Source organism: Winslowiella iniecta (assembly GCF_001267535.1).
Lineage (GTDB): Bacteria > Pseudomonadota > Gammaproteobacteria > Enterobacterales > Enterobacteriaceae > Erwinia > Erwinia iniecta.
On the sequence record NZ_JRXE01000014.1, the window covers coordinates 45,602 to 68,952 of the forward strand.

The window sequence follows — 23,351 nt, forward strand, 5'->3', positions numbered from 1 at the left end:
TATTCCGATAACGGTTCCACGCTGTCGGCGGTGAACTTTCCGGAAGTGTCATTGCCAATGCATGGCGTTGCCGTCAGCCGTCTGCTGCATATCCATGAAAACCGTCCAGGCGTGCTGACCGCGATTAACCAGATTTTCGCTGAGCAGGGTATCAACATTGCCGCGCAGTATCTGCAAACCACGCCGCAGATGGGTTATGTGGTGATTGATATTGATGCCGAAGAAGATGTGGCGAATAAAGCGCTGCAACTGATGAAAGCAATTCCGGGAACCATTCGCGCACGTCTGCTGTACTGATCGTTCGGGCGGCGACAACGCCGCCCCCTAAAAATCCCTGGCCGGTATTACCATTGCCACAATTTCGATGGTGTAATCATCGCTGATAACGGCACATCCCACTCCGCTACCGGTAAATCATCCACCTGCTGACAATCATGCGCCAGACCTATCGGTACAAAGCGCCGCTGCCGCCAGTTCTGCAAGGTGCGGTCATAGAAGCCGCCTCCCATGCCCAGACGATGTCCATGATGGTCGAAGGCCACTAATGGCATCAGCACCACATCCAGCTCGCTTAGCGGCAGCAGATTGCCCACCGTCAGCGGCGGCTCGGGAATGCGCAGTCGGTTGAGTTGCAGCTGGGTGCTGGCATCGTAGCGCACAAACAGCAACTGCCCGCGGCAAAATGGATGCAGGACCGGCAGATAAACCTGTTTTTTCTGCTGCCACAGTTTCGCGATCAAAGGACGGGTGTTCAGTTCACCATCCACCGAAAGGAACAGGGCAATATTTTGCGCTTGCTGAATGGGGACGAAGTTAAGCGCGTGCTCCGCGACCTGTTCGGCAGCGCGTTGATGTTGATCAGCACTGAGCGACTGACGCATATGGCGGATGTGGTTACGAATATCCTGACGATCTGACAGAGAGATGGATGTCATAAGGACTCGTTGGAAAATAGCGCCCGAAGGCTGAAACGGTCTGGCCGTTAAAGGGAAGGGGAATCTCCGAGATGCCGCAGCAGGCTGTAACCCTTGAACCCTTGGTTCAAGGTGAATGTGCCGTCGCAACCATCAGGCTTCTCGGACGGACCGAGCATGCTCACAGGTTACAGAGCGCCACACTCTGTTTGGTATGAAATATCGGCTCAGGGGACTGGCCCGCTTGCAAACATCTCAGAGAAAATTTTACTTCACCGTCACTGTATCACAGCCAACCATGAAGTGTTATTCGAACTTTGCACCCTGGCGATCAGATATGCGACCTTGTTCAAGTAATGCCTGTTCAATGGTCGTTTGCAACATCCGAATGCGTTGTTCCATGTTGGCAGCATAGTCGCGTGTTTTGACTTTTTCCTGTGCCAGTTCATGACAAATGTTCAACGCAGCAATAAACACCAGTTGCTCGGTATTAGTGACTCTAGTGCGAACTTTTAAATCTTGCAACCGTTGATTGAGGTCTTCCGCAGCCATGTTCAGCGCATCTTGCTGTTCAGGCGGACAATTCACTCGTAATGAACGGCCAAAAATTTGAATATCTACCGGTTGTGCAGACATGCCACCTTCCTGACTGATTACTGCGCCCGCAATATCGCCCTTGCCACTCAATGGCTTGGGAGGGGCGCCACTATATATACCCCAAAGAGAAGAAACAAGCCCTTTCTGGAATCGTCGAGGCACCTGGTGGTAGCATAACACGAACTAATCCTGCCAACGATGATGAATACGTATGTCTATACAGAACACAATGCCGGCTTACAACACGCTGGCCTCAGCGCTTACGCAGCAGGGAGTCGGTATGACTCCTGCTGAAATGCACGGTTTAATCAGCGGAATCATCTGCGGTGGTACCCAGGATCGCAGCTGGCAAACGCTGGTTCACGATCTGACCAACGAAGGGATGGCGTTCTCACAGGCGCTGGCGCAACCGCTGCAACAGTTGCATCAGAGCGTCTCGGACACACTGGAGGACGAAGGCTTTATGTTCCAGCTGTGGTTGCCGGAAGATGACGACATCACGGTGTTCGACCGCGCTGACGCACTGGCGGGCTGGGTTAACCACTTCCTGCTGGGGCTGGGCGTCACGCAGCCTAAGCTCGACAAGGTAAAAGGCGAAACTGGTGAGGCTATCGACGATCTGCGCACCATTGCTCAGCTGGGCTATGACGAAGACGAAGATCAGGAAGAGCTGGAGCAGTCTCTGGAAGAGATTATTGAATATGTACGTGTCGCGGCGTTACTTTGCCATGATACCTTCACCCGCCCGGTGCCGACCGCGGTGGAAATGAAGAAACCGACTTTACACTAAACTATTTTCAGGTGCGGCATTCAGGCCGCCCGTGCCAATGTATTAACAGGGAGCCGTAACGTGGTTAATCTTTCAGCGTTTTTGCAGCGCCGCCAGACACTGTTAGCCAAAATGGCTCCGGCCAGCGCGGCCGTCATTTTTGCTGCACCCGAAGCCACCCGCAGCGCAGACAGCGAGTATCCTTATCGCCAGAATAGCGATTTCTGGTACTTCACCGGTTTTAACGAGCCGGAAGCGGTACTGGTGCTGATTAAAAGCGATGAGACGCACAATCACAGCGTGTTATTTAACCGCGTGCGCGATAAGAACGCGGAGATCTGGTTTGGTCGTCGTCTGGGTCAGGAGGCTGCGCCGGAAAAGCTGGGCGTAGATCGTGCATTACCGTATGACGATATTGGTGAACAGCTGCACCTGTTGCTGAACGGTCTGGACGTGGTGTACCACGCTCAGGGCGAATACGCACAAGCGGACAGCATGCTGTTCGGCGCGCTGGATAAGCTGCGTCACGGCTTCCGTCAGAACTTGCAGGCACCGGGTACGCTGGTTGACTGGCGTCCGTGGGTGCATGAAATGCGCCTGTTTAAAGCGCCGGAAGAGCTTGAGATCCTGCGCGAGGCGGGAAAAATCAGCGCGCTGGCGCATACCCGCGCGATGGAGAAATGCCGTCCGGGCATGTATGAATATCAGCTGGAAGGCGAAATTCAACATGAATTTAGCCGCCACGGCGCGCGCTTCCCGGCCTACAACACCATTGTCGGCGGTGGCGAAAACGGCTGCATCCTGCACTACACCGAAAATGAATCTCCGCTGCGTGACGGCGAGCTGGTACTGATTGACGCCGGCTGCGAATTCCACGGCTATGCCGGTGATATCACTCGTACTTTCCCGGTTAACGGCAAATTTAGCGCGCCGCAACGCGCTATTTACGACATCGTACTGGCGTCGCTTCATCGCGCACTGGAGCTGTTTGCCCCTGGCATCAGCATTCGTGAAGTGAATAATGAAGTGGTGCGCATTATGGTCAGCGGACTGGTCAAGCTGGGCGTTATGCACGGCGATGTCGATCAGCTGATTGCCGATATGGCGCACCGTCAGTTCTTTATGCACGGCCTGAGCCACTGGCTGGGGCTGGATGTGCATGATGTCGGTCATTACGGCACGGTCGATCGTGGTCGCACGCTGGAACCGGGCATGGTACTGACCGTCGAACCGGGGCTGTATATTGCACCGGATGCTGATGTACCGGCCGAGTATCGCGGTATCGGCATCCGTATTGAAGATGACATTGTGATCACCGCTGACGGTAACGAAAATCTTACTGACAGCGTGGTGAAAGATGCCGATGAAATTGAAGCGTTAATGGCGGCAGCAAAAGCGTTATGAGCATTATCATTGCAGGCGGTGGAATGACCGGTGCCACACTGGCGCTGGCGATTTCACATCTTTCGCAAGGCAGTCTGCCGGTGACGCTGATAGAAGCCAGCGCACCGGGAGAACGCGATCACCCTGGTTATGACGGGCGGGCAATTGCGCTGGCGGCTGGCACCTGTCAGCAGCTGGCGGCGATTAATCTCTGGCCATCATTGCAGGAGTGCGCCACGCCGATCACCCATGTGCATGTCAGCGATCGCGGTCATGCTGGTTTTGTCTCACTGGACGCGCAGGATTATCAGGTTTCAGCGCTCGGCCAGGTGGTCGAGCTGCATGATGTCGGCCAGCGGCTGTTTTCCCTGCTGAAGCAGGCACCTGGTGTGACGCTACGCTGTCCGGCGGCGGTCACTGCGGTAAGCCGCAGTCAGCAGCAGGTGACGGTCACGCTGGATCGCGGTGAACAGCTAGAAGGTCAGCTGCTGGTCGCCGCCGACGGCGCACGCTCGAAGCTGGCAGCGTCCTGTGGCATTCAGTGGCAAACCGAGGACTATCAACAGGTCGCGGTCATCGCCAATGTTTCCACCCAGCTTGCGCATCATGGCCGCGCCTTTGAGCGTTTTACCCGCCACGGGCCGCTGGCGCTGTTGCCGATGTCACAGGGACGCTGCTCATTAGTCTGGTGCCACCCGCTGGCGCAACAGGCGCAGGTGGATAGCTGGAGTGATGAGGAATTTTTACGGCAGTTGCAGCAGGCTTTTGGCTGGCGGCTGGGGAAATTTACCCATGTCGGTCAACGGCTCAGTTATCCGCTGGCGCTGCAAACCGCGTCGCAGACCAGCAGTCATCGTCTGGCGCTGGTGGGCAACGCGGCACAAACCCTGCATCCGATTGCCGGGCAGGGGTTTAACCTCGGCCTGCGTGATGTGATGTCGCTGGCAGAAACGCTGGCGGGCGCGCACCGTCAGCAGCAGGATCCCGGCAGTTTTGCCGTGCTGCAACACTATCAACAGCGCCGTCAGCCGGATCGGCAGGCGACCGTAGGCATTACCGACGGCCTGGTGCGACTGTTCGCGAACCGCTATGCGCCGTTGGTTGTCGGACGCAATCTCGGCTTGATGGCCATGGACAATTTACCGCTGATGCGCAATATGCTGGCCGAGCGCACGCTCGGCTGGGTAAAGCGTTGATAAGAGGATTTTAATGCAAACATTTGACGTAGTGATCGCCGGCGGCGGTATGGTTGGCCTGGCGGTGGCTTGCGGCTTGCAGGGCAGCGGATTGCGGGTTGCGGTACTGGAGAAGTCTCCGCCGCAGGAGATGGCTGCCGATGCGGCACCGGGTCTGCGGGTCTCAGCAATCAATGCCGCCAGCGAGCGTCTGTTGCAGCATCTTGATGTCTGGTCTGCGATTCTTGCCCTGCGCGCCGCGCCGTATCACGGCATGCAGGTGTGGGATCGCGACAGCTTTGGGCATATTGCCTTTGATGATGAGCAGCAAGGGCTGTCGCATCTTGGTCATATTATTGAAAATCAAGTGATTCACCAGGCGCTGTGGCAAAAAGCCAGCCAGCTGAGCGATATCACGCTGATTGCACCGGCACAGTTGCAGCAGGTGGCCTTTGGCGACAACGAGGCTTTTGTCACCCTCCAGGATGGCAATATGATGAGTGCACGGCTGCTGGTGGCGGCCGATGGCGCGAATTCCTGGCTGCGGAATAAAGCTGATATCCCGTTAACCTTCTGGGATTATCAGCATCATGCGCTGGTGGCGAATATCCGCACCGAACAGCCGCATGATGCGATAGCGCGTCAGGTGTTTCACGGTGACGGTATTCTGGCATTTTTACCGCTCAGCGATCCGCACCTCTGCTCTATCGTCTGGTCAGTGTCGCCACAGGAGGCCAGCCGTTTACAGTCGATGCCGGTCGAGCTGTTTAACCAGCAACTTTCGGTGGCATTCGATATGCAGATGGGGCTGTGTCAGGTCGAGAGTGAGCGTGAGACTTTCCCGCTGATGGGTCGCTATGCGCGTAATTTCGCGGCGCACCGTCTGGCTCTGGTGGGGGATGCGGCGCATACCGTGCATCCGCTGGCCGGACAGGGAGTGAATCTCGGTTTTATGGATGCCGCGGAACTGATTGGCGAAATTAAGCGTCTGCATCAGCAGGGCAAAGATATCGGCCAGCATCTCTATCTGCGCCGCTACGAGCGCAGCAGAAAGCACAGCGCAGCCATGATGCTGGCAGGCATGCAGGGCTTTCGTGAGCTGTTTGCGGGCGAGAATCCGGCGAAAAAACTGCTGCGCGACGTCGGCCTTAAACTGGCGGATACCTTGCCAGGCGTGAAGCCACGACTGTTAAAACAGGCGATGGGGCTGAACGATCTGCCCGACTGGCTGAAATAATACTTCTGATCGCGTGCGGTTAAGCCCAGGGTGGCGTTCTCGCCGCTCGTCCCGAGCGTTAGCACCCTTACTACCGTCATAACAGGAGCCGAAAACGGCTCCTCTACGCCATTTCCATCACTCCCTCCGAAATTTTTTGCCCTTTTTTAGGGCGCATTTGAAAAATTCTAATTTTACCTGCCATTTCGCATTACTTTTTTTCATGCATAATGCTTTTCGCCGCAGTCATTTTTTATCTCCGATCCTTTAAATCTTTATCATTAGTCTGCTTTGTGATCGTTTTGTTGTTAATTATGTGCCTTGTGGCGCAGTTTTTTAGTGAAAAACTCTGCAGAATCATCATCGCATTGTAATAGTGCAGAGCGGGTTCACCCTCGTTTAGCTTATGGTTAATCCACACGTTCAGTGGTAACTTCAGGGTAAAGGTAACGTTTGCGTCGCGCCGTTTTGCCGGTTTTCACTGCGATTTCTACCAACATCAGTTTATGCACAGGACAGATATGACTCAGCAGACTCCCTTGTTCGAACAGCATCAGGCTTGCGGTGCCCGCATGGTGGATTTTCACGGCTGGATGATGCCGCTGCATTACGGTTCACAGCTGGATGAGCATCATGCGGTGCGCAATGACGCCGGTATGTTTGATGTTTCACATATGACCATTGTCGATCTGCACGGCGCACGGACGCGCGAATTTCTGCGTTATCTGCTGGCGAACGATGTCGCCAAACTGACCACACCGGGCAAAGCCCTGTACAGCGGGATGCTGAATGCGTCGGGTGGCGTGATTGACGATCTGATTGTTTACTTTATGAGCGAGGATTATTTCCGCCTGGTGGTGAATTCGGCTACCCGTGAAAAAGACCTGGCATGGATTGGCGAACACGCCGCTGAGTTTGGCGTTCAGCTGACGGAGCGTGACGATCTGGCGCTGATCGCAGTGCAGGGGCCGAATGCGCAGCAAAAAGCGCAAACCCTGCTGGATGATACGCAGCGTCAGGCGATAGCCGGGATGAAGCCCTTTTTTGGCGTGCAGGCCGGTGAGCTGTTTATCGCCACCACTGGCTATACCGGTGAAGCCGGTTATGAAATTGCGCTGCCAGTTGAGCAAGCGGCGGACTTCTGGCAGCAACTGCTGGCTGCAGGGGTTAAGCCGGCGGGACTCGGTGCGCGCGATACGTTGCGCCTGGAAGCCGGGATGAACCTGTACGGTCAGGAGATGGATGAAGGTGTTTCGCCGCTGGCCGCTAATATGGGCTGGACGGTGAGCTGGGAGCCTGCCGATCGTGATTTTATTGGTCGCGAAGCGCTGGAGAGCCAGCGTGAGAAGGGCACGGATAAGCTGGTTGGCTTGATGATGACCGAGAAAGGCGTCCTGCGTAATGAGTTGCCGGTCCGTTTTAGCGATGACGCCGGTAACCTGCATGAAGGCGTGATCACCAGCGGATCGTTTTCTCCCACGTTAGGCTACAGCATTGCGCTGGCGCGCGTGCCGGCGGGTATTGGCGAGCAGGCAATTGTGCAGATTCGTAACCGCGAAATGCCGGTGAAAGTGACTAAACCCGTTTTTGTTCGTTCCGGTAAGCCGGTCGTTCAGTAATCTGTTTCTTTTTTTCTGGAGAGTATGTCGATGAGCAATGTGCCTGATGAACTGAAGTATCGTGATAGCCATGAGTGGGTGCGTAAGGAAGCGGACGGTAGCTACACCGTCGGTATTACCGAGCATGCGCAGGAACTGCTGGGTGATATGGTGTTTGTCGATCTGCCTGACGTGGGCGCGACTTTCGCTGCCGGCGAGGATTGTGCAGTGGCCGAGTCGGTAAAGGCTGCGTCTGATATTTATGCTCCGCTTAGCGGCGAAATTATCGCGGTAAACAGCGAGCTGGAAGGTGCGCCTGAGCTGGTGAACAGCGCGCCGTACACCGAAGGCTGGCTGTTTAAAATCAAAGCCAGTGATGAATCAGAGCTGGACGCGATGTTAGACGCGGACGCTTACAAGTCGTCTATCGACGAGTAACACACAGACTGCGCCTTCCTCCCGCAGATGGAGGAAGGCTGCCTCCTCCGCTTGCCGGAGGAGGGAATGACACACTCACATGCACGATTCAGGATTCACCGCTAATGACTCAGACTCTCAGCCAGCTTGAACACACCGGCGCGTTTATCGAACGCCATATTGGCCCCTCGCAGCAGCAGCAGGAAGCGATGCTGGCGACCGTCGGCGCCCGCTCGCTTTCCGATTTAATCGGCTCGATTGTGCCAGCCGATATCCAGTTACCCAGCCCTCCGGCGATTGGTGACGCGCTGACAGAACATCAGGCGCTGGCCGAGCTGAAAGCGATTGCCAGTCAGAATCAGCTGTATAAATCTTATATCGGCATGGGTTATGCCCCGGTATTAACGCCGCCGGTTATCCTGCGCAATATGCTGGAAAATCCGGGCTGGTACACCGCTTACACCCCTTATCAGCCAGAAGTTTCCCAGGGCCGACTGGAAGCGCTGCTTAACTTCCAGCAGGTGACGCTGGATCTGACCGGGCTGGATATCGCCTCGGCATCGTTGCTGGATGAAGCGACTGCGGCGGCAGAAGCGATGGCGATGGCGAAACGCGTCAGTAAGCTGAAAAATGCCAATAAATTCTTTGTGGCTGAGGATATTCATCCACAAACGCTGGATGTGGTGCGTACCCGCGCGGAAACCTTTGGTTTTGAAGTGCTGGTGGATCGGGCTGATAAAGCACTCGATCATCAGGATCTGTTTGGTGTGTTGTTGCAGCAGGTTGGCACCACCGGCGAGGCGCATGACTATCGCCAGCTGATGGCGGAACTGAAAGATCGTAAAGTGATCGTCAGCGTTGCCGCAGAATTTATGTCGCTGGTGCTGCTGGAAGCGCCCGGCAAGCAGGGCGCGGATATTGTCTTTGGTTCGGCGCAACGTTTCGGCGTACCGATGGGCTACGGCGGGCCACATGCGGCATTCTTTGCTGCGCGTGATGAGCATAAGCGCTCAATGCCGGGGCGCATTATCGGCGTATCGCGTGATACGGCAGGTAACACCGCGCTGCGTATGGCGATGCAGACGCGCGAACAGCATATCCGTCGCGAGAAAGCGAACTCCAACATCTGTACTTCGCAGGTACTGCTGGCCAATATCGCCAGCCTGTATGCGGTGTACCACGGACCGGTCGGACTACAGCGCATTGCCGGGCGTATTCACCGTCTGACCGATATTCTGGCTGCGGGTCTGAAACAGGGCGGCCTGACACTGCGCCATAATAGCTGGTTCGATACCCTCACCGTCGACGTGGCTGACAAAGCTGCGGTGCTGGATCGCGCACTGAGCTTTGGCGCAAACCTGCGTACCGATATCCATCATGCCGTCGGTATTACGCTGGATGAAACCACCACTCGCGAAGATGTGGCGGCCTTGCTGGCGATTCTGCTGGGTGAAGATCATGGTGTGGATATCGAGGCGCTCGACGCACAGCTCGCCGCCAACAGCCAGTCAGTTCCGGCGGATCTGCTGCGTAAAGAGGCGATTCTGACGCATCCGGTGTTTAATCGTCATCACAGTGAAACTGAGATGATGCGCTATATGCACAGCCTGGAACGGAAAGATCTGGCGCTGAATCAGGCAATGATCCCGCTGGGATCCTGCACCATGAAACTGAACGCGGCCGCCGAAATGATTCCGATTACCTGGCCAGAGTTTGCCGGCCTGCATCCGTTCTGTCCGGCGGATCAGGCTGGCGGCTATCTGCAGATGATCGGCCAGCTGTCACAATGGCTGGTGCAACTGACCGGTTATGACGCGCTCTGTATGCAGCCAAACTCTGGCGCGCAGGGCGAATACGCCGGTCTGCTGGCGATTCGTCGCTATCACGAGAGCCGTAATGAAGCCGGTCGACATATCTGCCTGATCCCCAGCTCGGCTCACGGCACAAATCCGGCGTCGGCGCAGATGGCTGGCATGTCAGTGGTGGTGGTCGCCTGTGATAAGCAGGGTAATATCGACCTGCACGATCTGCGCCAGAAGGCGGAGCAGGCGGGTGAAGCGCTCTCCTGTATTATGGTGACCTATCCGTCGACCCATGGCGTTTACGAAGAGACTATCCGTGAAGTGTGCCAGATTGTGCATCAGTTTGGCGGCCAGGTGTATCTCGACGGTGCCAATATGAATGCGCAGGTGGGCATCACTACCCCAGGCTATATCGGCGCGGATGTGTCGCACCTGAATCTGCATAAAACCTTCTGTATCCCGCATGGCGGCGGCGGTCCGGGTATGGGACCGATTGGCGTCAAGGCGCATCTGGCTCCATTTGTACCCGGTCACAGCGTGGTGCAGATTGATGACATGCTGACCCAACAGGGCGCGGTCTCTGCCGCACCGTTTGGCAGCGCATCGATTCTGCCAATCAGCTGGATGTATATCCGCATGATGGGTGCGGAGGGACTGAAGCAGGCCAGCTCGGTGGCAATCCTGAATGCTAACTATATCGCCAGCCGTTTACAGTCAGCGTATCCGATTCTCTATGCTGGCCGCGATGGTCGTGTGGCGCACGAATGTATTCTGGATATTCGTCCGCTGAAAGAGCAAACCGGCATCAGCGAACTGGATATTGCCAAACGTCTGATCGACTACGGATTCCATGCGCCAACCATGTCATTCCCGGTGGCGGGTACGCTGATGGTCGAGCCGACGGAATCGGAAAGTAAAATCGAGCTGGATCGCTTTATCGACGCGATGCTGTCAATCCGTATCGAGATCGACCGTGTGGCTGAGGGGGAATGGCCTGCGGAGGATAACCCGCTGGTTAACGCACCGCATACCCAAATGGAAATCGTTGGCGAGTGGTCGCACCCTTATAGCCGTGAACTGGCGGTATTCCCGGCGGGCAGCGACAACAAATACTGGCCGACAGTGAAGCGTCTGGATGATGTATTTGGTGACCGTAACCTGTTCTGCTCTTGTGTACCGATGAGCGAATATTGAGTAAAAGCTTTAATGGCGTGATTAAGCCTGGATAATATAAAGCCTCATCGTACGATGAGGCTTTAAACAGAAAGCGTTAATCTCTGCCATTAAACCAGTCATGAAACCGGAACAGGCCGGAATAAAACGCATAAATGCCTATAATTGAAAATAACATGGTAGCCAGGTCATAAGAATTTTTTGTAACAGCAAACCGGCATGGATTGTCATTAAGAACGACAGGAAATACAGTCGCCACCCATAGAATATGTATGACTGTCCTTCGCAAACGACTACCGGGACCCAATTTAATCATTTCGAACCACCTGTTACCAATGACATTCCCCGCCAATATTTGAGCTGCCGGAGTTTGACTTTCCTTTATGATTACCACCACAGGGACTGTTATTACAACTGCTTAAAGCGGCGGAAACTGCACTATCCTTAACGTTCAGCGTTTTCATAAAATTTCCTTTTTATCTATACCACCTGTTCTGGAGGTGGCAATGAAATTATTAAATCAAACTGAATAAAAAATAAAGACAGGAAATAATCATTCCTCTTTTATATATCTTGGGTTATGGTGCTATAAATTAAGGTGGAAATTAACGCTATTGAAAAAGATAAGTGATATCCACACGCATTCAATAAATAAATCCCTTTTGTTCAGTCAATATTTAAGCTCATAAGTTGTTTTTGCGAAAAAACACCGACTTCACGTCAGTTGTAAAATTGCAATAAAGTTTTTTATTTGTGATGCAGATCTCATTTTTCGGATTGCCTGCCAAACCTGTTCCGCTGCTGTTACACGGCTTCACCGTTTAATTTTAGCTTACAGGTGTACTCTGAAATTATTCTCAGTTAGGCTGGTTCGGTAACGTTATCTCTGTTTCTGACGCGGGAGAGCCCGGATATATGACGAATAACACGCTTTTAGCCAAGGGATATTCACTGGCAGAAGAGGTAGCCAACAGCATCAGTCATGGTGTCGGCTGTCTGCTGGGGATTATTGGATTAGTGTTACTGCTTGACCAGGCCATTGATGCACGCGCCAGTGCGCTGGCGATTACCAGTTACAGCGTGTATGGCGGCAGTATGATTCTGCTGTTTCTGGCGTCAACGCTTTACCACGCGATTCCCCATCAGCGGGCGAAATACTGGCTGAAAAAACTCGATCATTGCGCCATCTATCTGTTGATCGCCGGAACCTATACGCCGTTTCTGCTGGTGGGTTTGAAATCGCCGCTGGCACACGGACTGATGGGGGTGATCTGGAGCCTGGCCTTAATTGGCGTGGTGTTTAAACTGTTGTTTGCTCATCGTTTTGAGGCAATGTCGCTGATCACTTATATGCTGATGGGCTGGTTGTCGCTGGTAGTGATTTATCAACTGGCAATGACCTTATCAGCGGGAGGCGTGTGGTTGCTGGCGGCCGGCGGGATTATCTATTCGCTGGGGGTGATTTTCTACGCCATTGAGCGAATTCCCTATAACCATGCCATCTGGCATGGCTTTGTGCTCGGTGGCAGTCTGTGCCACTTTTTGGCGATCTATTTTTACGTGATTTGATCGTCGGGCGAGGCAGCCAGCCTCGCCCGAGAGGGTTCTTAATCGATGGTATAAGGCAGTGGCTGAATCGCCAGCTTACCGCCTTCATCACCCTGAACGCGCAGCACGGTATCGGCTTCAAGGTCGTTATTCATGACTACCTGCACCCACACTTCGCCGTTATCCAGCTGGGTAGCGGCCAGAATAGTGCCGGTACGACGCCAGTTTTCACCCAGTTGCATTTCCAGTGAATCGCCCGCTTCCGGTACCCGGCTGGCATTGCCGGCCAGCCAGTAAAGCGCACGTTTATTGGCACCGCGGAACTTGGCGCGCGCCACCATCTCCTGGCCGGTATAGCAGCCTTTCTTAAAGCTGATAGCATCCAGCGACTGCAGGTTGGTTGCCTGCGGAATAAACTGCGCGCTGTTCTTTTCGTCGAGAATCGGTAAACCCGCTTCTATGTCCAGCGCCAGCCATTGCGCACTGTCATTAAACTGCGCTTCACCGGCCAGTTTTTGCTGAATTTCCTGCGCTTTTTCCGTACTGGTGATCAGCAAGAAACGCTCGGCAGGGTGGGCAAACCACAGCAGCGTGCTGTCGCCCTGCTGTACGACCTGATTTTCAGCATCCGGCAGCTGTTCAAACAGGCCAGCCAGTGCCGCCCGCGCCTGAAAACCCGCCACGCCAGACAAGACCGACTCATCATCGGCGGCAATGGTGATTTTGGCGAACACCGCATACTTTTTCAGCTCGGTGATTTGATTTTCACGCACGCTGCGTCGCTCAATATAGGCAAAGCCTTCGCCACGATGAAACAGGCGCAGATTGCTCCACATTTTTCCTTTTGCATCGCAGTGCGCGCAAAGAAGATGTTGAGTCGCGGCCAGTGCGGCGACGTCAAGTGTCACCTGGCCCTGTAAATAACTGACGCGATCCTGACCTTGCACGGTCGTCAGCGCCCAATCTTCCAGCGAGATCAACGTCAGCGGCAAACGCGCTGAGGCAACCGGCTGACGCGGCGGTAAAGTAAAGGTTGGCATAGTTATATCCTGAAAAGGGTGTCCAAAAGCCATCAATATGCTTCTCATGTTAAAAGAGCACCTGTGCTTTGCAACCTGTTTTCTGAAGATGACGCACAAAACGCGTGTTATGCCTGCATCTGGTAGCTGAGATATGCGCGTCAGGCCAGAACAGTGAAATTTGCGTATCGCGCACTTTGCTTAAAAAGCGCTAAACTAGCGCCCATGTTTAGCTAACTGATGATTGAAAATGGATATTAACAATAAAGCGCGAATTCACTGGGCATGCCGTCGCGGTATGCGTGAGCTGGACATCTCAATTATGCCGTTCTTTGAGTATGAATATGACTCGTTGAGCGACACCGACAAGCAAGTGTTTATTCACCTGCTGGAAAGTGACGATCCCGATCTGTTTAACTGGCTGATGAACCATGGCGAACCTGCCGATCCCGAGCTGAAACGCATGGTGCAACTGATTCAACAGAGAAACCAACAACGTGGTCCAGTGGCAATCTGATCTGCACGTTTCATGGCAAGCGCAGTGGGTTTCACTGATGCTGCACGGGGTGGTTATTCTGCTGCTGTTACTGGCACCGTGGCCACCCAATTATACCGTTGCCTGGATGGTGCTGTTAACGCTGGTGGTACTGGAAAGCGTGCGCAGCCAGCGGCGTATTCGTCGCCGCGAAGGGGCGATCGCCCTGTTAACCGAGCGCCGTTTACGCTGGCGTCAGAAGGAGTGGCGTATCACCCGACGCCCGTGGCAAATCGGGTCGGCGATGTTACTGATGTTACGTGACAATAACGGGCAGCGAGAGCGCCTGTGGCTGCTGCGTGACAGTATGGATGAAGCATCGTGGCGTCAGCTGCGGCAATGCTTGTTAAGCAAGGAATCCGTCGATGAGTAAGCCGGTATTGTGGCTGGTTGAGGATGAAATCGCCATTGCCGAGACGCTGCAATATACCCTGCAGCAGGACGGATTCGAGCCGCGCTGGTTTGGTCGTGGCCTGCTGATGCTGGAAGCGCTTGCCGCTGAGCAACCGGACCTGTTTATTCTCGATGTGGGATTGCCGGATATCAGCGGCTTTGAACTCTGTCGCCAGCTTCAGCAGCGCTGTCCGGATGTGCCGGTGCTGTTTCTTACCGCCCGCAGCGAAGAGATTGACCGCCTGATTGGTCTGGAAATCGGTGCGGATGACTATATCGCGAAGCCCTTTTCGCTGCGCGAAGTCAGCGCCAGGGTGCGTACTATTTTGCGCCGGCTGGAAAAACAGCAGCGCATTCGTCACAGTTCGTTGCAGCGCATTGCGGAGTTTGAGCTGGATGATCAGGCGGCGGCGATCCGCTGGTATCAGCAGCCGCTGCACCTGACGCGCTACGAATATTTGCTGCTGAAAACCTTGCTGCTGGCACCCACGCGGATTTACTCTCGCCAGCAACTGATGGAACTCATCTGGAACGATGCTGAAGAGAGCAGCGATCGCACTGTCGATACCCATATCAAAACCCTGCGCGCCAAACTTAAAGAGATTAATGACCAGCATGCGCCGATCGTTACGCATCGTGGCATGGGCTATAGCCTGAGCATCAGCAAATGAGAATCGGTATGCGCCTGCTGCTGGGCTATTTTCTGATCGTCGCCGTCGCGGCGTGGTTTGTGCTGAATATCTTTCTGCAAGAAATTAAACCTGGCGTGCGACGGGCGACCGAAAGCACGCTGGTGGATACGGCCAGTTTGCTGGCGGAGTTTGCTCGTCAGGACTTACTCAGCGGCAATGCGCAACAGGGGCTGCTGGCGCAGGCTTTTTCGCGACTGAATCAGCAGCCGATAAGTGCCAATATCAGCGGCATGGTAAAACAGCATAATGACTACCGGTTGTATCTTACTGATGCGCAGGGCAAAGTCCTGTTCGATTCGGCTGGCGAAGCGCTGGGCGCGGATTACTCGCGCTGGAACGACGTCTGGTTAACGCTACGCGGCCAGTATGGCGCGCGCAGTACCCGCAGCGATCCTGATGATGATGCCTCATCAACCATGTATGTGGCCGCGCCGGTGCGCGATGGCGACAGGATTATCGGCGTAGTGAGTCTCGGTAAGCCGAATAGCAGTATGGCGGCGGTGATTCACGGTGGCGAGCAGCGGGTTCTCTGGGCTGGCGCGGTGTTACTGGGCATTGCGCTGCTGATTGGCATTGGTTTTGTGTGGTGGATCAATCGTTCGGTCGGGCGGCTGGTCAGCTACGCCGACGCGGTGACAGCCGGTGAGCCAACCGCCTTACCGCGTATGGACAGCAGCGAGCTGCGTAAACTGGCTCAGGCGCTGGAAACCATGCGGCTGGAACTGGAAGGGAAAAGTTATATTGAACAGTATGTTTATGCGCTGACCCACGAACTGAAAAGCCCGCTGGCAGCGATAGCGGGCGCGGCGGAAATTTTGCAGCAAGCACCGCCATCGCCGGTTGTCAGCCGCTTTTCCGCCAATATATTGCAGCAAAATCAGCGTATGCAGCTGTTAATTGACACTATGCTGCGTCAGGCGAAGCTGGAAAGTCGCGCCACCGTTGAACCGCAGCAGATTGATGTGGCGGCCATGCTAAGCGGGCTGATCGTCAGCCGTGAAGTCCCGGCGCAACGGAAACAGATTGCGCTAAAACTGGATGTTCGCAGCGGGTTAAACTGTTATGCCGAGCGGCTGCTGCTCGAACAGGCGCTCGGCAACCTGCTGGATAATGCGCTGGATTTTACCGCCGTGGGTGGTGAGGTGGTGCTGCGCGCTGAGCTATGTGAGCAAGGAATTGCATTTATCGTTGAGGATAACGGCAGTGGTATTCCTGACTTTGCGCTGGCGCGGATTTTCGAGCGATTCTATTCGCTGGCGCGTGCCGACGGACAAAAAAGTAGCGGGCTGGGGCTGGCGTTTGTGCGCGAAGTGGCGCGCCTGCATCAGGGAGCCATCAGCCTGGATAACCGACAGCCGCAGGGCGTGGCCGCCCGCTTAACTCTGCCAAAATAATCCGCTGACTTCACACTGGCTTCACATAACTTCATTTTGTCCCCATATAAGGCAGTTAGGCTCTCGCTCACTTATCTGAGGAGAGCATCATGTTGAAATCCCCCCTGTTCTGGAAAGTCATTACACTATCAGGATGTATGGTTCTGTTACTGGTTCCGCTGTCGATGCTGAGTTCACTGGTTTCGGAACGTAGCCTCTATCGCGATAGCGTTGAACAACAGCTTAGCCAGAGTACCAGCAACGGGCAGCGGCTGGTGGGGCCGTTTATCGCCATTCCTTATGGCGAAACCGTTAAGGTCTGGCAGGATGGTAAGCCGGTCGATCAGGTGGAGCATAAAGTGCGCTGGTTGTTACCTGAACAACTGAAAGTCAGCGCTGACCAGCAGGTCTCGACGCGTTCCATTGGAATTTATGACGGGCAAATCTGGCGGGCGAAAACACAATTGCAAGCCCGTTTTGCGACTGAAAGCTTAAAAGATTTGCAGCAACCCAATATTGCTATTGGCACACCAAAGGTGGTGATGGCGGTGGGAGATTCGCGGGGTATCAGTGAGTTATCCAGTCTTGCGGTGAATGAGGAACGCTACAACTTTCAGCCTGGTAGCGGCATTACTGACTTACCCCAGGGCGTGCATCTTGAAATACCCGCAGAGATTCTCAGCCAGAAAAACCTCAACCTGTCGTTTTCACTGACTCTGCTTGGCACGCAATATCTTGACGTGGTGCCGCTGGGTCGCAGCAGCAGTTTCGCGCTGAACAGCAACTGGCCGCATCCGAGCTTTATTGGCAATTTCCTGCCGGAGAGCCGGGAGGTGAGCGCCCGCGGCTTTAATGCCAGCTGGCAAAGCAGCTGGTTTGCCAACAATATTGACTCACGTTTTCGTAGCGATGATTCATCGCCGAAATTTGCCAATTTACCGGTATTCAGCAGCACGGTAATCAATCCGGTCGATCATTACCAGTTAACAGAACGTGCAGTAAAATATGCGGTATTGCTGATTTGCCTGACGTTTATGGCGTTCTTCCTGTTTGAAACCCTGACCTCACTGCGGGTGCACCCGATGCAATATCTGCTGATTGGTCTGTCACTGGTGATGTTTTTCCTCGTGCTATTAGCACTGTCAGAACATATTGGCTTCAATTATGCCTGGCTGACGGCGAGTCTGAGCTGCGCCACGCTAAATGGTGTCTATTTGCGGGCGGTGTTGCAGGGGCGGCGGGCGGCACTGGCCTTTGCGCTCGGCTTATTGCTGCTGGATGCCGTGCTCTGGCTGCTGTTGCAGTCGGAAGACAGCGCCTTGCTGCTGGGAACCGGCGTACTGATGGTTGCGCTGGCGGCAGTCATGTTACTGACGCGCAAAATTGACTGGTATGGTATTTCACTCAGTCGCGCGTCAGACAAACCCTAATAACCGGTGGCGGTGCTGACGGTTACAGCAGCTCCGCCATTTCTGTCAGCACCTGCTCGCACCACTGTTCGATGCGCTCGTCACTGACGTCATACTGATTAACATCATCCAGCGCCAGGCCGACAAACTGCTTACCATCGGCGGTCAGCGGTTTCGGGCTGGTGAATTCGTAACCTTCCAGCGGCCAGTAACCAATAAATTTCACGCCCATCGGCATCAGTAATTCGTGCAGCATACCGAGCGCGTCAAGGAACCACTCGCCGTAGCCAAACTGATCGCCCATACCATACAACGCAACGATTTTGCCGCGCAGATTCAGGCTGGCAATATCGGTCCAGACCGCTTCCCAGTCTTCCTGTAATTCGCCAAAATCCCAGGTCGGGATACCGAGAATTAGCAGATCATACTGCTCCATCAGGGCGGGAGAATCATCTTTCAGATTATGCAGAGTAACCAGTTCTTCACCGATAAAGTCACGAATTTTTTCCGCTGCCATTTCGGTATAGCAGGTGCTGGAGCCATAGAAAAGACCAATTTTCATGCCGGGAAAGCTCATTCTTAGTACAATTACGCCGATTGTATCAGAAGAGGTGCCGGATCAGGCATAATGAGCACGAATGCACACTGATGAGGTAACCGTGCAAGATACCGATTTAATCGAGCAATTTCTGGATGCGCTGTGGATTGAGCGCAACCTTGCGCAAAATACGCTGGCTTCTTACCGTCTGGATCTACAGGCATTAGCGCTGTGGCTGAAGCTCCACGATCGCAGTCTGATCAATGCCCAGGCGATGGATTTACAATCCTTTCTCGCGGAACGTCTTGAGGGGGGCTATAAAGCCAGCAGCTCGGCGCGTTTGCTGAGCGCGATGCGTCGCCTGTTCCAGTTTCTCTACCGGGAAAAGCAGCGCGACGACGATCCCAGCGCCTTGCTCTCCTCGCCGAAACTGCCACAGCGCTTGCCAAAGGATTTGTCGGAAGCCCAGATTGAGCGGCTGTTGCAAGCGCCCGGCACCGAGCAGCCGATTGAACTGCGTGACAAGGCGATGCTGGAATTGCTTTACGCGACCGGACTTCGCGTTTCAGAACTGGTAGGCTTAAACTTGAGCGATGTCAGTCTGCGCCAGGGCGTAGTGCGGGTGATAGGTAAAGGCAATAAAGAGCGACTGGTGCCACTGGGCGAAGAGGCGGTGCACTGGATCGAGCAGTTTGTCGAGTATGGGCGGCCGTGGCTGATGAATGGTCAGACGGGCGATGTGCTGTTTCCCAGCAATCGTGCCCAGCATATGACGCGACAAACTTTTTGGCACCGCATTAAGTACTATGCCACGCTGGCCGCTATAGACAGCGAAAAACTGTCGCCGCACGTTCTGCGTCACGCTTTTGCTACCCATTTACTGAACCACGGTGCGGATTTGCGTGTCGTACAGATGCTTTTAGGTCACAGCGATTTATCGACAACGCAAATTTACACCCATGTCGCCACCGAGCGGCTGCGTCAATTACATCAAAAGCACCATCCGCGCGCCTGAGGTGCGGGATAGAGAGTGATAATAAAGGATTACTATGAAAAAGCGTTTTATGCTGCTGTCACTTCTGATTGCGTCAGTGTCGGGTGCTGTGCACGCCGACGATGCGGCGATTCAGCAGTCACTGAAAAAACTGGGCTTAGAACAGGTTGAGATCCAGCCTTCTCCGCTGCCAGGCACCAAAACGGTGCTGACCGAAAGCGGCGTGCTGTATGTCAGCGACGACGGTAAGCATTTTATCCAGGGGCCACTGTATGACGTCAGCGGCGCACAGCCGGTGAATGTGACCAACCAGTTGCTGGGCAAAAAAGTCGACGCGCTGGCTAAAGAGATGATCGTGTATAAGGCGGCGAAAGAGCAGCATGTGATTACCGTGTTTACGGATATCACCTGTGGTTACTGCCGCAAGCTGCACGAGCAAATGGCCGATTATAATGCGCTGGGCATTACCGTGCGCTATCTGGCCTTCCCACGTCAGGGGCTGAACAGCCCGACGGAAAAACAGATGAAGTCAATCTGGTGCACCGCCGATCGTAAGAAAGCCTTAGATGCTGCAATGAAAGGTGATGAGGTGCAACCGGTCGACTGTAAAATCAACCTTGATGAGCACTACAAACTTGGCGTGCTGTACGGCATTCAGGGTACACCGGCAATTCTGCTGGAAAACGGCATGATGGTACCGGGTTATCAGGGGCCGCAAGAGATGAAGCAGTTGCTTGATAGCCAGAAGCGTGGTGGCTAAGTTTCAGTGAATAAACCAACTCAACTCCGTCGCCGTGAGGCGACGGGCGAGGCGCAGTTACCGGCGGATCTTCATCCGCTGCTACAACGTCTTTATGCCCATCGCGGCGTGCAGCAGGCCAGTGAACTGGAACGCGGCGCTAAAAATTTGCTGCCTTATCAGTCACTCAGCGGAATTCAGCGCGCGGTTGAAATTCTGCATCAGGCGCTGGTCGACAATAAACGCATTATGATCGTCGGCGATTTTGATGCCGATGGCGCGACCAGTACCGCGCTTTCCGTGCTGGCGTTACGCAGCATGGGCGGGCGTAATATCCAGTATCTGGTGCCCAACCGTTTCGAGGATGGCTACGGTTTAAGCCCCGAAGTGGTGGAGCAGGCGGCAGCACGCGGTGCGGAACTGATTGTCACGGTTGATAACGGCATTTCATCCCTGAGTGGCGTCAGCTTAGCCAATCAGAAAGGCATTCCGGTGGTGATTACCGATCACCATTTGCCGGGTGAAGTCTTGCCGGATGCTGAAGCGATCGTTAACCCGAATCTCACTGACTGTCACTTCCCGTCACGCTCGCTGGCCGGTGTCGGCGTGGCGTTCTATCTGATGCTGGCGCTGCGTGCGCACCTGCGTGAACTGGGCTGGTTTGAGCAAGGGATAGCCATGCCTAACCTTGCCGAACTGCTGGATTTAGTCGCGCTGGGAACCGTCGCCGATGTGGTGCCTCTTGATGCCAATAACCGTATTCTGGTGTGGCAAGGCTTAAGCCGTATTCGTGCCGGTAAATGCCGCCCGGGCATTCGGGCGCTGCTGGAAATTTCGAATCGCGATGCGCGCCAGCTGGCCGCCAGCGATCTTGGCTTTGCGCTTGGCCCACGTCTGAATGCGGCAGGGCGTCTTGATGATATGTCAGTGGGCGTTGCGCTGCTATTAAGTGAAGATCCGGCGCAGGCGCGCATGCTGGCGCATGAACTGGATGCGCTGAATCAGACGCGTAAAGAGATCGAGCAGGGCATGCAGTCGGAAGCGCTGGCGCTGTGTGACAAACTGGAGCGCAGCAGTGATGCGTTGCCGCTGGGCATCGCCATGTATCACCCCGAGTGGCATCAGGGCGTGGTGGGCATTCTTGCTTCACGGCTGAAAGAGCGTTTTCACCGTCCGGTCATTGCTTTTGCGCCAGCGGGTGATGGCACACTGAAAGGCTCTGGTCGTTCGGTGTCCGGGTTGCATATGCGCGATGCATTAGAGCGTATTGATACGCTGTATCCGGGTCTGGTGCTGAAGTTTGGCGGTCATGCAATGGCGGCCGGTTTGTCGCTGGAAGAGGCGCGGTTCGGGGAGTTCAGTCAGCGTTTCGCCGAACTGGTCGGTGAGTGGCTGGATGCTGAGATGCTACAGGGTGTGATTTGGTCCGATGGTGAATTAGCCGCGCAGGAACTGACGTTGACAACGGCTGAACTGCTGCGTGAAGCTGGCCCGTGGGGGCAGGCTTTCCCGGAGCCGATTTTTGACGGCAAGTTTACGCTGTTGCAGCAGCGTCTGGTGGGTGAACGCCATTTAAAAGTGATGATCGAGCCGCTGGGCGGCGGTCCGTTGCTGGATGGTATCGCCTTTAATATCGATACGGCACTGTGGCCTGACCCGAGTGTAAAGCAGGTTGAACTGGCCTATAAGCTCGATGTGAATGAGTTTCGTGGCAACCGCACTGTACAGCTGATTATCGAACATCTCTGGCCGTTATAACGCGGATATTTTCGTCGTGGCGATGTCTTCGTCGCCCGTTTCGAAGGTTAACACCCGGCATATCATCAGGACAGGAGCCGAAAACGGCTCCCCGACAGAGGCGAATGCCCGGAGGTAAACCGCGTATCTGTGCTACAAACTGCGCAGCAATTCAGTTAAACTGCCCCGTTACAATACAGACATTCCTAAATAAAGATTCTTAAACTATGTTTGAAATTAATCCGGTAAAAAACCGTATTCAGGATCTCACCGAGCGCAGTGGCGTTCTTCGGGGGTATCTTTGACTATGATGCGAAGAAAGAACGTCTTGAAGAAGTCAACGCAGAACTAGAGCAGCCTGACGTCTGGAACGAACCCGATCGTGCACAAGCGCTGGGTAAAGAGCGTTCCTCGTTAGAAGCCATTGTAGCCACTCTGGACCAGATGTCGCAGGGGCTGGAAGATGTTGCCGGCTTGCTGGAACTGGCGGTCGAAGCCGACGATGAAGACACCTTTAATGAAGCCGTCAGCGAACTGGACGAGCTGGAGAAAAAGCTGGGCGAACTGGAATTCCGCCGCATGTTCTCTGGCGAATACGACAGCGCTGACTGCTATATCGATATACAGGCCGGTTCCGGCGGCACCGAAGCTCAGGACTGGGCCAGCATGCTGGTGCGTATGTACCTGCGCTGGGCCGAAGCCAAAGGCTTTAAAACCGAAGTGATCGAAGAGTCCGATGGCGATGTGGCCGGTATCAAATCCGCCACGCTGCGTATCAGCGGTGACTACGCCTTTGGCTGGTTGCGTACCGAAACTGGCGTCCATCGCCTGGTGCGTAAAAGCCCGTTTGACTCCGGCGGCCGTCGTCATACCTCGTTCAGCTCTGCGTTTATCTATCCGGAAGTGGATGACGATATTGATATCGAAATCAACCCGGCCGATCTGCGTATCGACGTTTATCGCGCATCTGGCGCGGGTGGTCAGCACGTTAACCGTACCGAATCTGCGGTACGTATTACCCACTTGCCAACCAACACCGTGACCCAGTGTCAGAACGACCGTTCTCAGCATAAGAACAAAGATCAAGCCATGAAGCAGATGAAAGCGAAGCTGTATGAGCTTGAGATGCAAAAGAAAAATGCTGATAAACAGGCGCTTGAAGACAACAAGTCCGATATCGGTTGGGGCAGCCAGATTCGTTCTTACGTTCTTGATGATTCACGCATCAAAGATCTGCGTACCGGGGTAGAAACACGTAATACCCAGGCGGTACTCGACGGCGATCTGGATCGATTTATTGAAGCAAGTTTGAAAGCAGGGTTATAAGGAA

The 23,351-nt window shown here is 54.4% G+C and carries 22 protein-coding genes and 1 other RNA gene; 18 read left to right on the forward strand and 5 right to left on the reverse strand.

The window, feature by feature from the left end; translation table 11 throughout:
• The coding region (locus tag NG42_RS23510; protein ID WP_241488343.1) for an ACT domain-containing protein at window positions 1-297 on the forward strand (297 nt) is incomplete at its 5' end.
• 47 nt (window positions 298-344) lie between these two features.
• Here NG42_RS23510 and NG42_RS11300 read toward each other — a convergent pair.
• From NG42_RS11300 to zapA, 3 genes are all read right to left on the reverse strand, one after another.
• Window positions 345-935, reverse strand: a complete 591-nt coding sequence (locus tag NG42_RS11300; RefSeq protein ID WP_052899452.1) for a 5-formyltetrahydrofolate cyclo-ligase — start codon at window positions 933-935, stop codon at window positions 345-347.
• Window positions 936-994: 59 nt separating this feature from the next.
• Window positions 995-1,179: non-coding RNA, 6S RNA (gene ssrS / locus NG42_RS22015), on the reverse strand.
• Window positions 1,180-1,220: 41 nt separating this feature from the next.
• Entirely contained in the window at window positions 1,221-1,550 is a 330-nt protein-coding gene (zapA, locus tag NG42_RS11305) for a cell division protein ZapA (protein WP_052899454.1), read from the reverse strand.
• Between the two features lie 172 nt (window positions 1,551-1,722).
• Here zapA and NG42_RS11310 point away from each other — a divergent pair, with 172 nt between their 5' ends.
• The 8 genes from NG42_RS11310 (at window position 1,723) to trhA (ending at window position 12,613) form a co-directional block, all read left to right on the forward strand.
• The gene (locus tag NG42_RS11310) at window positions 1,723-2,301 is read left to right on the forward strand and encodes a YecA/YgfB family protein (protein WP_052899456.1); all 579 of its coding nucleotides are present in this window, start codon (window positions 1,723-1,725) and stop codon (window positions 2,299-2,301) included.
• Window positions 2,302-2,361: 60 nt separating this feature from the next.
• Complete coding sequence (gene pepP / locus NG42_RS11315; RefSeq protein ID WP_052899458.1) at window positions 2,362-3,684, forward strand: Xaa-Pro aminopeptidase; 1,323 nt, start codon at window positions 2,362-2,364, stop codon at window positions 3,682-3,684.
• Entirely contained in the window at window positions 3,681-4,859 is a 1,179-nt protein-coding gene (gene ubiH, locus NG42_RS11320; RefSeq protein WP_052899460.1) for a 2-octaprenyl-6-methoxyphenyl hydroxylase, read from the forward strand. Before pepP ends, ubiH begins: the two co-directional genes overlap by 4 nt.
• 13 nt (window positions 4,860-4,872) lie before the next feature.
• Entirely contained in the window at window positions 4,873-6,075 is a 1,203-nt protein-coding gene (gene ubiI, locus NG42_RS11325) for an FAD-dependent 2-octaprenylphenol hydroxylase (protein WP_052899462.1), read from the forward strand.
• A gap of 500 nt (window positions 6,076-6,575) precedes the next feature.
• Window positions 6,576-7,673 (forward strand): glycine cleavage system aminomethyltransferase GcvT, encoded by a 1,098-nt coding sequence (gene gcvT, locus NG42_RS11330; RefSeq protein WP_052899464.1) that lies wholly within the window; start codon window positions 6,576-6,578, stop codon window positions 7,671-7,673.
• Window positions 7,674-7,703: 30 nt separating this feature from the next.
• Window positions 7,704-8,090, forward strand: a complete 387-nt coding sequence (gene gcvH, locus NG42_RS11335) for a glycine cleavage system protein GcvH (RefSeq protein ID WP_052899466.1) — start codon at window positions 7,704-7,706, stop codon at window positions 8,088-8,090.
• Between the two features lie 104 nt (window positions 8,091-8,194).
• Window positions 8,195-11,065 carry an aminomethyl-transferring glycine dehydrogenase gene (gene gcvP / locus NG42_RS11340; protein WP_052899468.1) on the forward strand — a complete coding sequence of 957 codons (2,871 nt, stop codon included), beginning with the start codon at window positions 8,195-8,197 and terminating at the stop codon, window positions 11,063-11,065.
• 894 nt (window positions 11,066-11,959) lie between these two features.
• A complete protein-coding gene (trhA, locus tag NG42_RS11345) occupies window positions 11,960-12,613 on the forward strand; it encodes a PAQR family membrane homeostasis protein TrhA (protein ID WP_052899470.1) in 654 nt (217 codons plus the stop codon).
• Between the two features lie 38 nt (window positions 12,614-12,651).
• Here the strand turns inward: trhA and ygfZ are convergent, their stop codons facing one another.
• The gene (gene ygfZ, locus NG42_RS11350) at window positions 12,652-13,632 is read right to left on the reverse strand and encodes a tRNA-modifying protein YgfZ (RefSeq protein ID WP_052899471.1); all 981 of its coding nucleotides are present in this window, start codon (window positions 13,630-13,632) and stop codon (window positions 12,652-12,654) included.
• Window positions 13,633-13,861: 229 nt separating this feature from the next.
• Between ygfZ and sdhE the strand changes: the two genes are divergently transcribed.
• The 5 genes from sdhE to creD all read left to right on the forward strand — a co-directional run bounded on the left by sdhE (window position 13,862) and on the right by creD (window position 18,034).
• Window positions 13,862-14,128 carry an FAD assembly factor SdhE gene (gene sdhE, locus NG42_RS11355; RefSeq protein ID WP_052899472.1) on the forward strand — a complete coding sequence of 89 codons (267 nt, stop codon included), beginning with the start codon at window positions 13,862-13,864 and terminating at the stop codon, window positions 14,126-14,128.
• Complete coding sequence (locus NG42_RS11360; RefSeq protein WP_052899473.1) at window positions 14,109-14,519, forward strand: protein YgfX; 411 nt, start codon at window positions 14,109-14,111, stop codon at window positions 14,517-14,519. Before sdhE ends, NG42_RS11360 begins: the two co-directional genes overlap by 20 nt.
• On the forward strand, window positions 14,512-15,210 hold the full coding sequence (gene creB / locus NG42_RS11365) for a two-component system response regulator CreB (RefSeq protein ID WP_052899474.1): 699 nt from the start codon (window positions 14,512-14,514) through the stop codon (window positions 15,208-15,210). Before NG42_RS11360 ends, creB begins: the two co-directional genes overlap by 8 nt.
• Complete coding sequence (gene creC / locus NG42_RS11370; RefSeq protein ID WP_052899475.1) at window positions 15,207-16,625, forward strand: two-component system sensor histidine kinase CreC; 1,419 nt, start codon at window positions 15,207-15,209, stop codon at window positions 16,623-16,625. The genes creB and creC overlap by 4 nt, the downstream gene beginning before the upstream one ends.
• 89 nt (window positions 16,626-16,714) lie before the next feature.
• Window positions 16,715-18,034 (forward strand): cell envelope integrity protein CreD, encoded by a 1,320-nt coding sequence (gene creD, locus NG42_RS11375; RefSeq protein ID WP_052899476.1) that lies wholly within the window; start codon window positions 16,715-16,717, stop codon window positions 18,032-18,034.
• Window positions 18,035-18,056: 22 nt separating this feature from the next.
• Here the strand turns inward: creD and fldB are convergent, their stop codons facing one another.
• Window positions 18,057-18,575 (reverse strand): flavodoxin FldB, encoded by a 519-nt coding sequence (gene fldB, locus NG42_RS11380; RefSeq protein WP_052899477.1) that lies wholly within the window; start codon window positions 18,573-18,575, stop codon window positions 18,057-18,059.
• A gap of 76 nt (window positions 18,576-18,651) precedes the next feature.
• On the opposite strand from fldB, the gene xerD reads away from it, so the two are divergent.
• The 4 genes from xerD (at window position 18,652) to prfB (ending at window position 23,347) form a co-directional block, all read left to right on the forward strand.
• Window positions 18,652-19,566: a site-specific tyrosine recombinase XerD gene (gene xerD, locus NG42_RS11385; RefSeq protein WP_053115805.1), complete on the forward strand. Its 915-nt coding sequence runs from the start codon at window positions 18,652-18,654 to the stop codon at window positions 19,564-19,566.
• A 34-nt stretch (window positions 19,567-19,600) separates the two neighbouring features.
• Window positions 19,601-20,305, forward strand: a complete 705-nt coding sequence (gene dsbC, locus NG42_RS11390; RefSeq protein WP_052899478.1) for a bifunctional protein-disulfide isomerase/oxidoreductase DsbC — start codon at window positions 19,601-19,603, stop codon at window positions 20,303-20,305.
• A 6-nt stretch (window positions 20,306-20,311) separates the two neighbouring features.
• A complete protein-coding gene (gene recJ / locus NG42_RS11395) occupies window positions 20,312-22,042 on the forward strand; it encodes a single-stranded-DNA-specific exonuclease RecJ (protein ID WP_052899479.1) in 1,731 nt (576 codons plus the stop codon).
• A 206-nt stretch (window positions 22,043-22,248) separates the two neighbouring features.
• Window positions 22,249-23,347 (forward strand): peptide chain release factor 2 gene (prfB, locus tag NG42_RS11400; RefSeq protein WP_156322106.1). Its coding sequence is split into 2 segments (ribosomal slippage): window positions 22,249-22,323 and window positions 22,325-23,347, totalling 1,098 coding nucleotides; the frame shifts between segments, so codons are not numbered across the junction.
• The last annotated feature ends 4 nt before the right edge of the window (window positions 23,348-23,351 follow it).

What these genes read in the sequence shown, in the direction of transcription:
- NG42_RS11300 (WP_052899452.1), bottom strand. Translation starts at nt 935, where the DNA reads ATGACATCCATCTCTCTGTCAGATCGTCAGGATATTCGTAACCACATC.
- zapA (WP_052899454.1), bottom strand. Translation starts at nt 1,550, where the DNA reads ATGTCTGCACAACCGGTAGATATTCAAATTTTTGGCCGTTCATTACGA.
- NG42_RS11310 (WP_052899456.1), top strand. Translation starts at nt 1,723, where the DNA reads ATGTCTATACAGAACACAATGCCGGCTTACAACACGCTGGCCTCAGCG.
- ubiH (WP_052899460.1), top strand. Translation starts at nt 3,681, where the DNA reads ATGAGCATTATCATTGCAGGCGGTGGAATGACCGGTGCCACACTGGCG.
- ubiI (WP_052899462.1), top strand. Translation starts at nt 4,873, where the DNA reads ATGCAAACATTTGACGTAGTGATCGCCGGCGGCGGTATGGTTGGCCTG.
- gcvT (WP_052899464.1), top strand. Translation starts at nt 6,576, where the DNA reads ATGACTCAGCAGACTCCCTTGTTCGAACAGCATCAGGCTTGCGGTGCC.
- gcvH (WP_052899466.1), top strand. Translation starts at nt 7,704, where the DNA reads ATGAGCAATGTGCCTGATGAACTGAAGTATCGTGATAGCCATGAGTGG.
- gcvP (WP_052899468.1), top strand. Translation starts at nt 8,195, where the DNA reads ATGACTCAGACTCTCAGCCAGCTTGAACACACCGGCGCGTTTATCGAA.
- trhA (WP_052899470.1), top strand. Translation starts at nt 11,960, where the DNA reads ATGACGAATAACACGCTTTTAGCCAAGGGATATTCACTGGCAGAAGAG.
- ygfZ (WP_052899471.1), bottom strand. Translation starts at nt 13,632, where the DNA reads ATGCCAACCTTTACTTTACCGCCGCGTCAGCCGGTTGCCTCAGCGCGT.
- sdhE (WP_052899472.1), top strand. Translation starts at nt 13,862, where the DNA reads ATGGATATTAACAATAAAGCGCGAATTCACTGGGCATGCCGTCGCGGT.
- creB (WP_052899474.1), top strand. Translation starts at nt 14,512, where the DNA reads ATGAGTAAGCCGGTATTGTGGCTGGTTGAGGATGAAATCGCCATTGCC.
- creC (WP_052899475.1), top strand. Translation starts at nt 15,207, where the DNA reads ATGAGAATCGGTATGCGCCTGCTGCTGGGCTATTTTCTGATCGTCGCC.
- creD (WP_052899476.1), top strand. Translation starts at nt 16,715, where the DNA reads ATGTTGAAATCCCCCCTGTTCTGGAAAGTCATTACACTATCAGGATGT.
- fldB (WP_052899477.1), bottom strand. Translation starts at nt 18,575, where the DNA reads ATGAAAATTGGTCTTTTCTATGGCTCCAGCACCTGCTATACCGAAATG.
- xerD (WP_053115805.1), top strand. Translation starts at nt 18,652, where the DNA reads ATGCACACTGATGAGGTAACCGTGCAAGATACCGATTTAATCGAGCAA.
- dsbC (WP_052899478.1), top strand. Translation starts at nt 19,601, where the DNA reads ATGAAAAAGCGTTTTATGCTGCTGTCACTTCTGATTGCGTCAGTGTCG.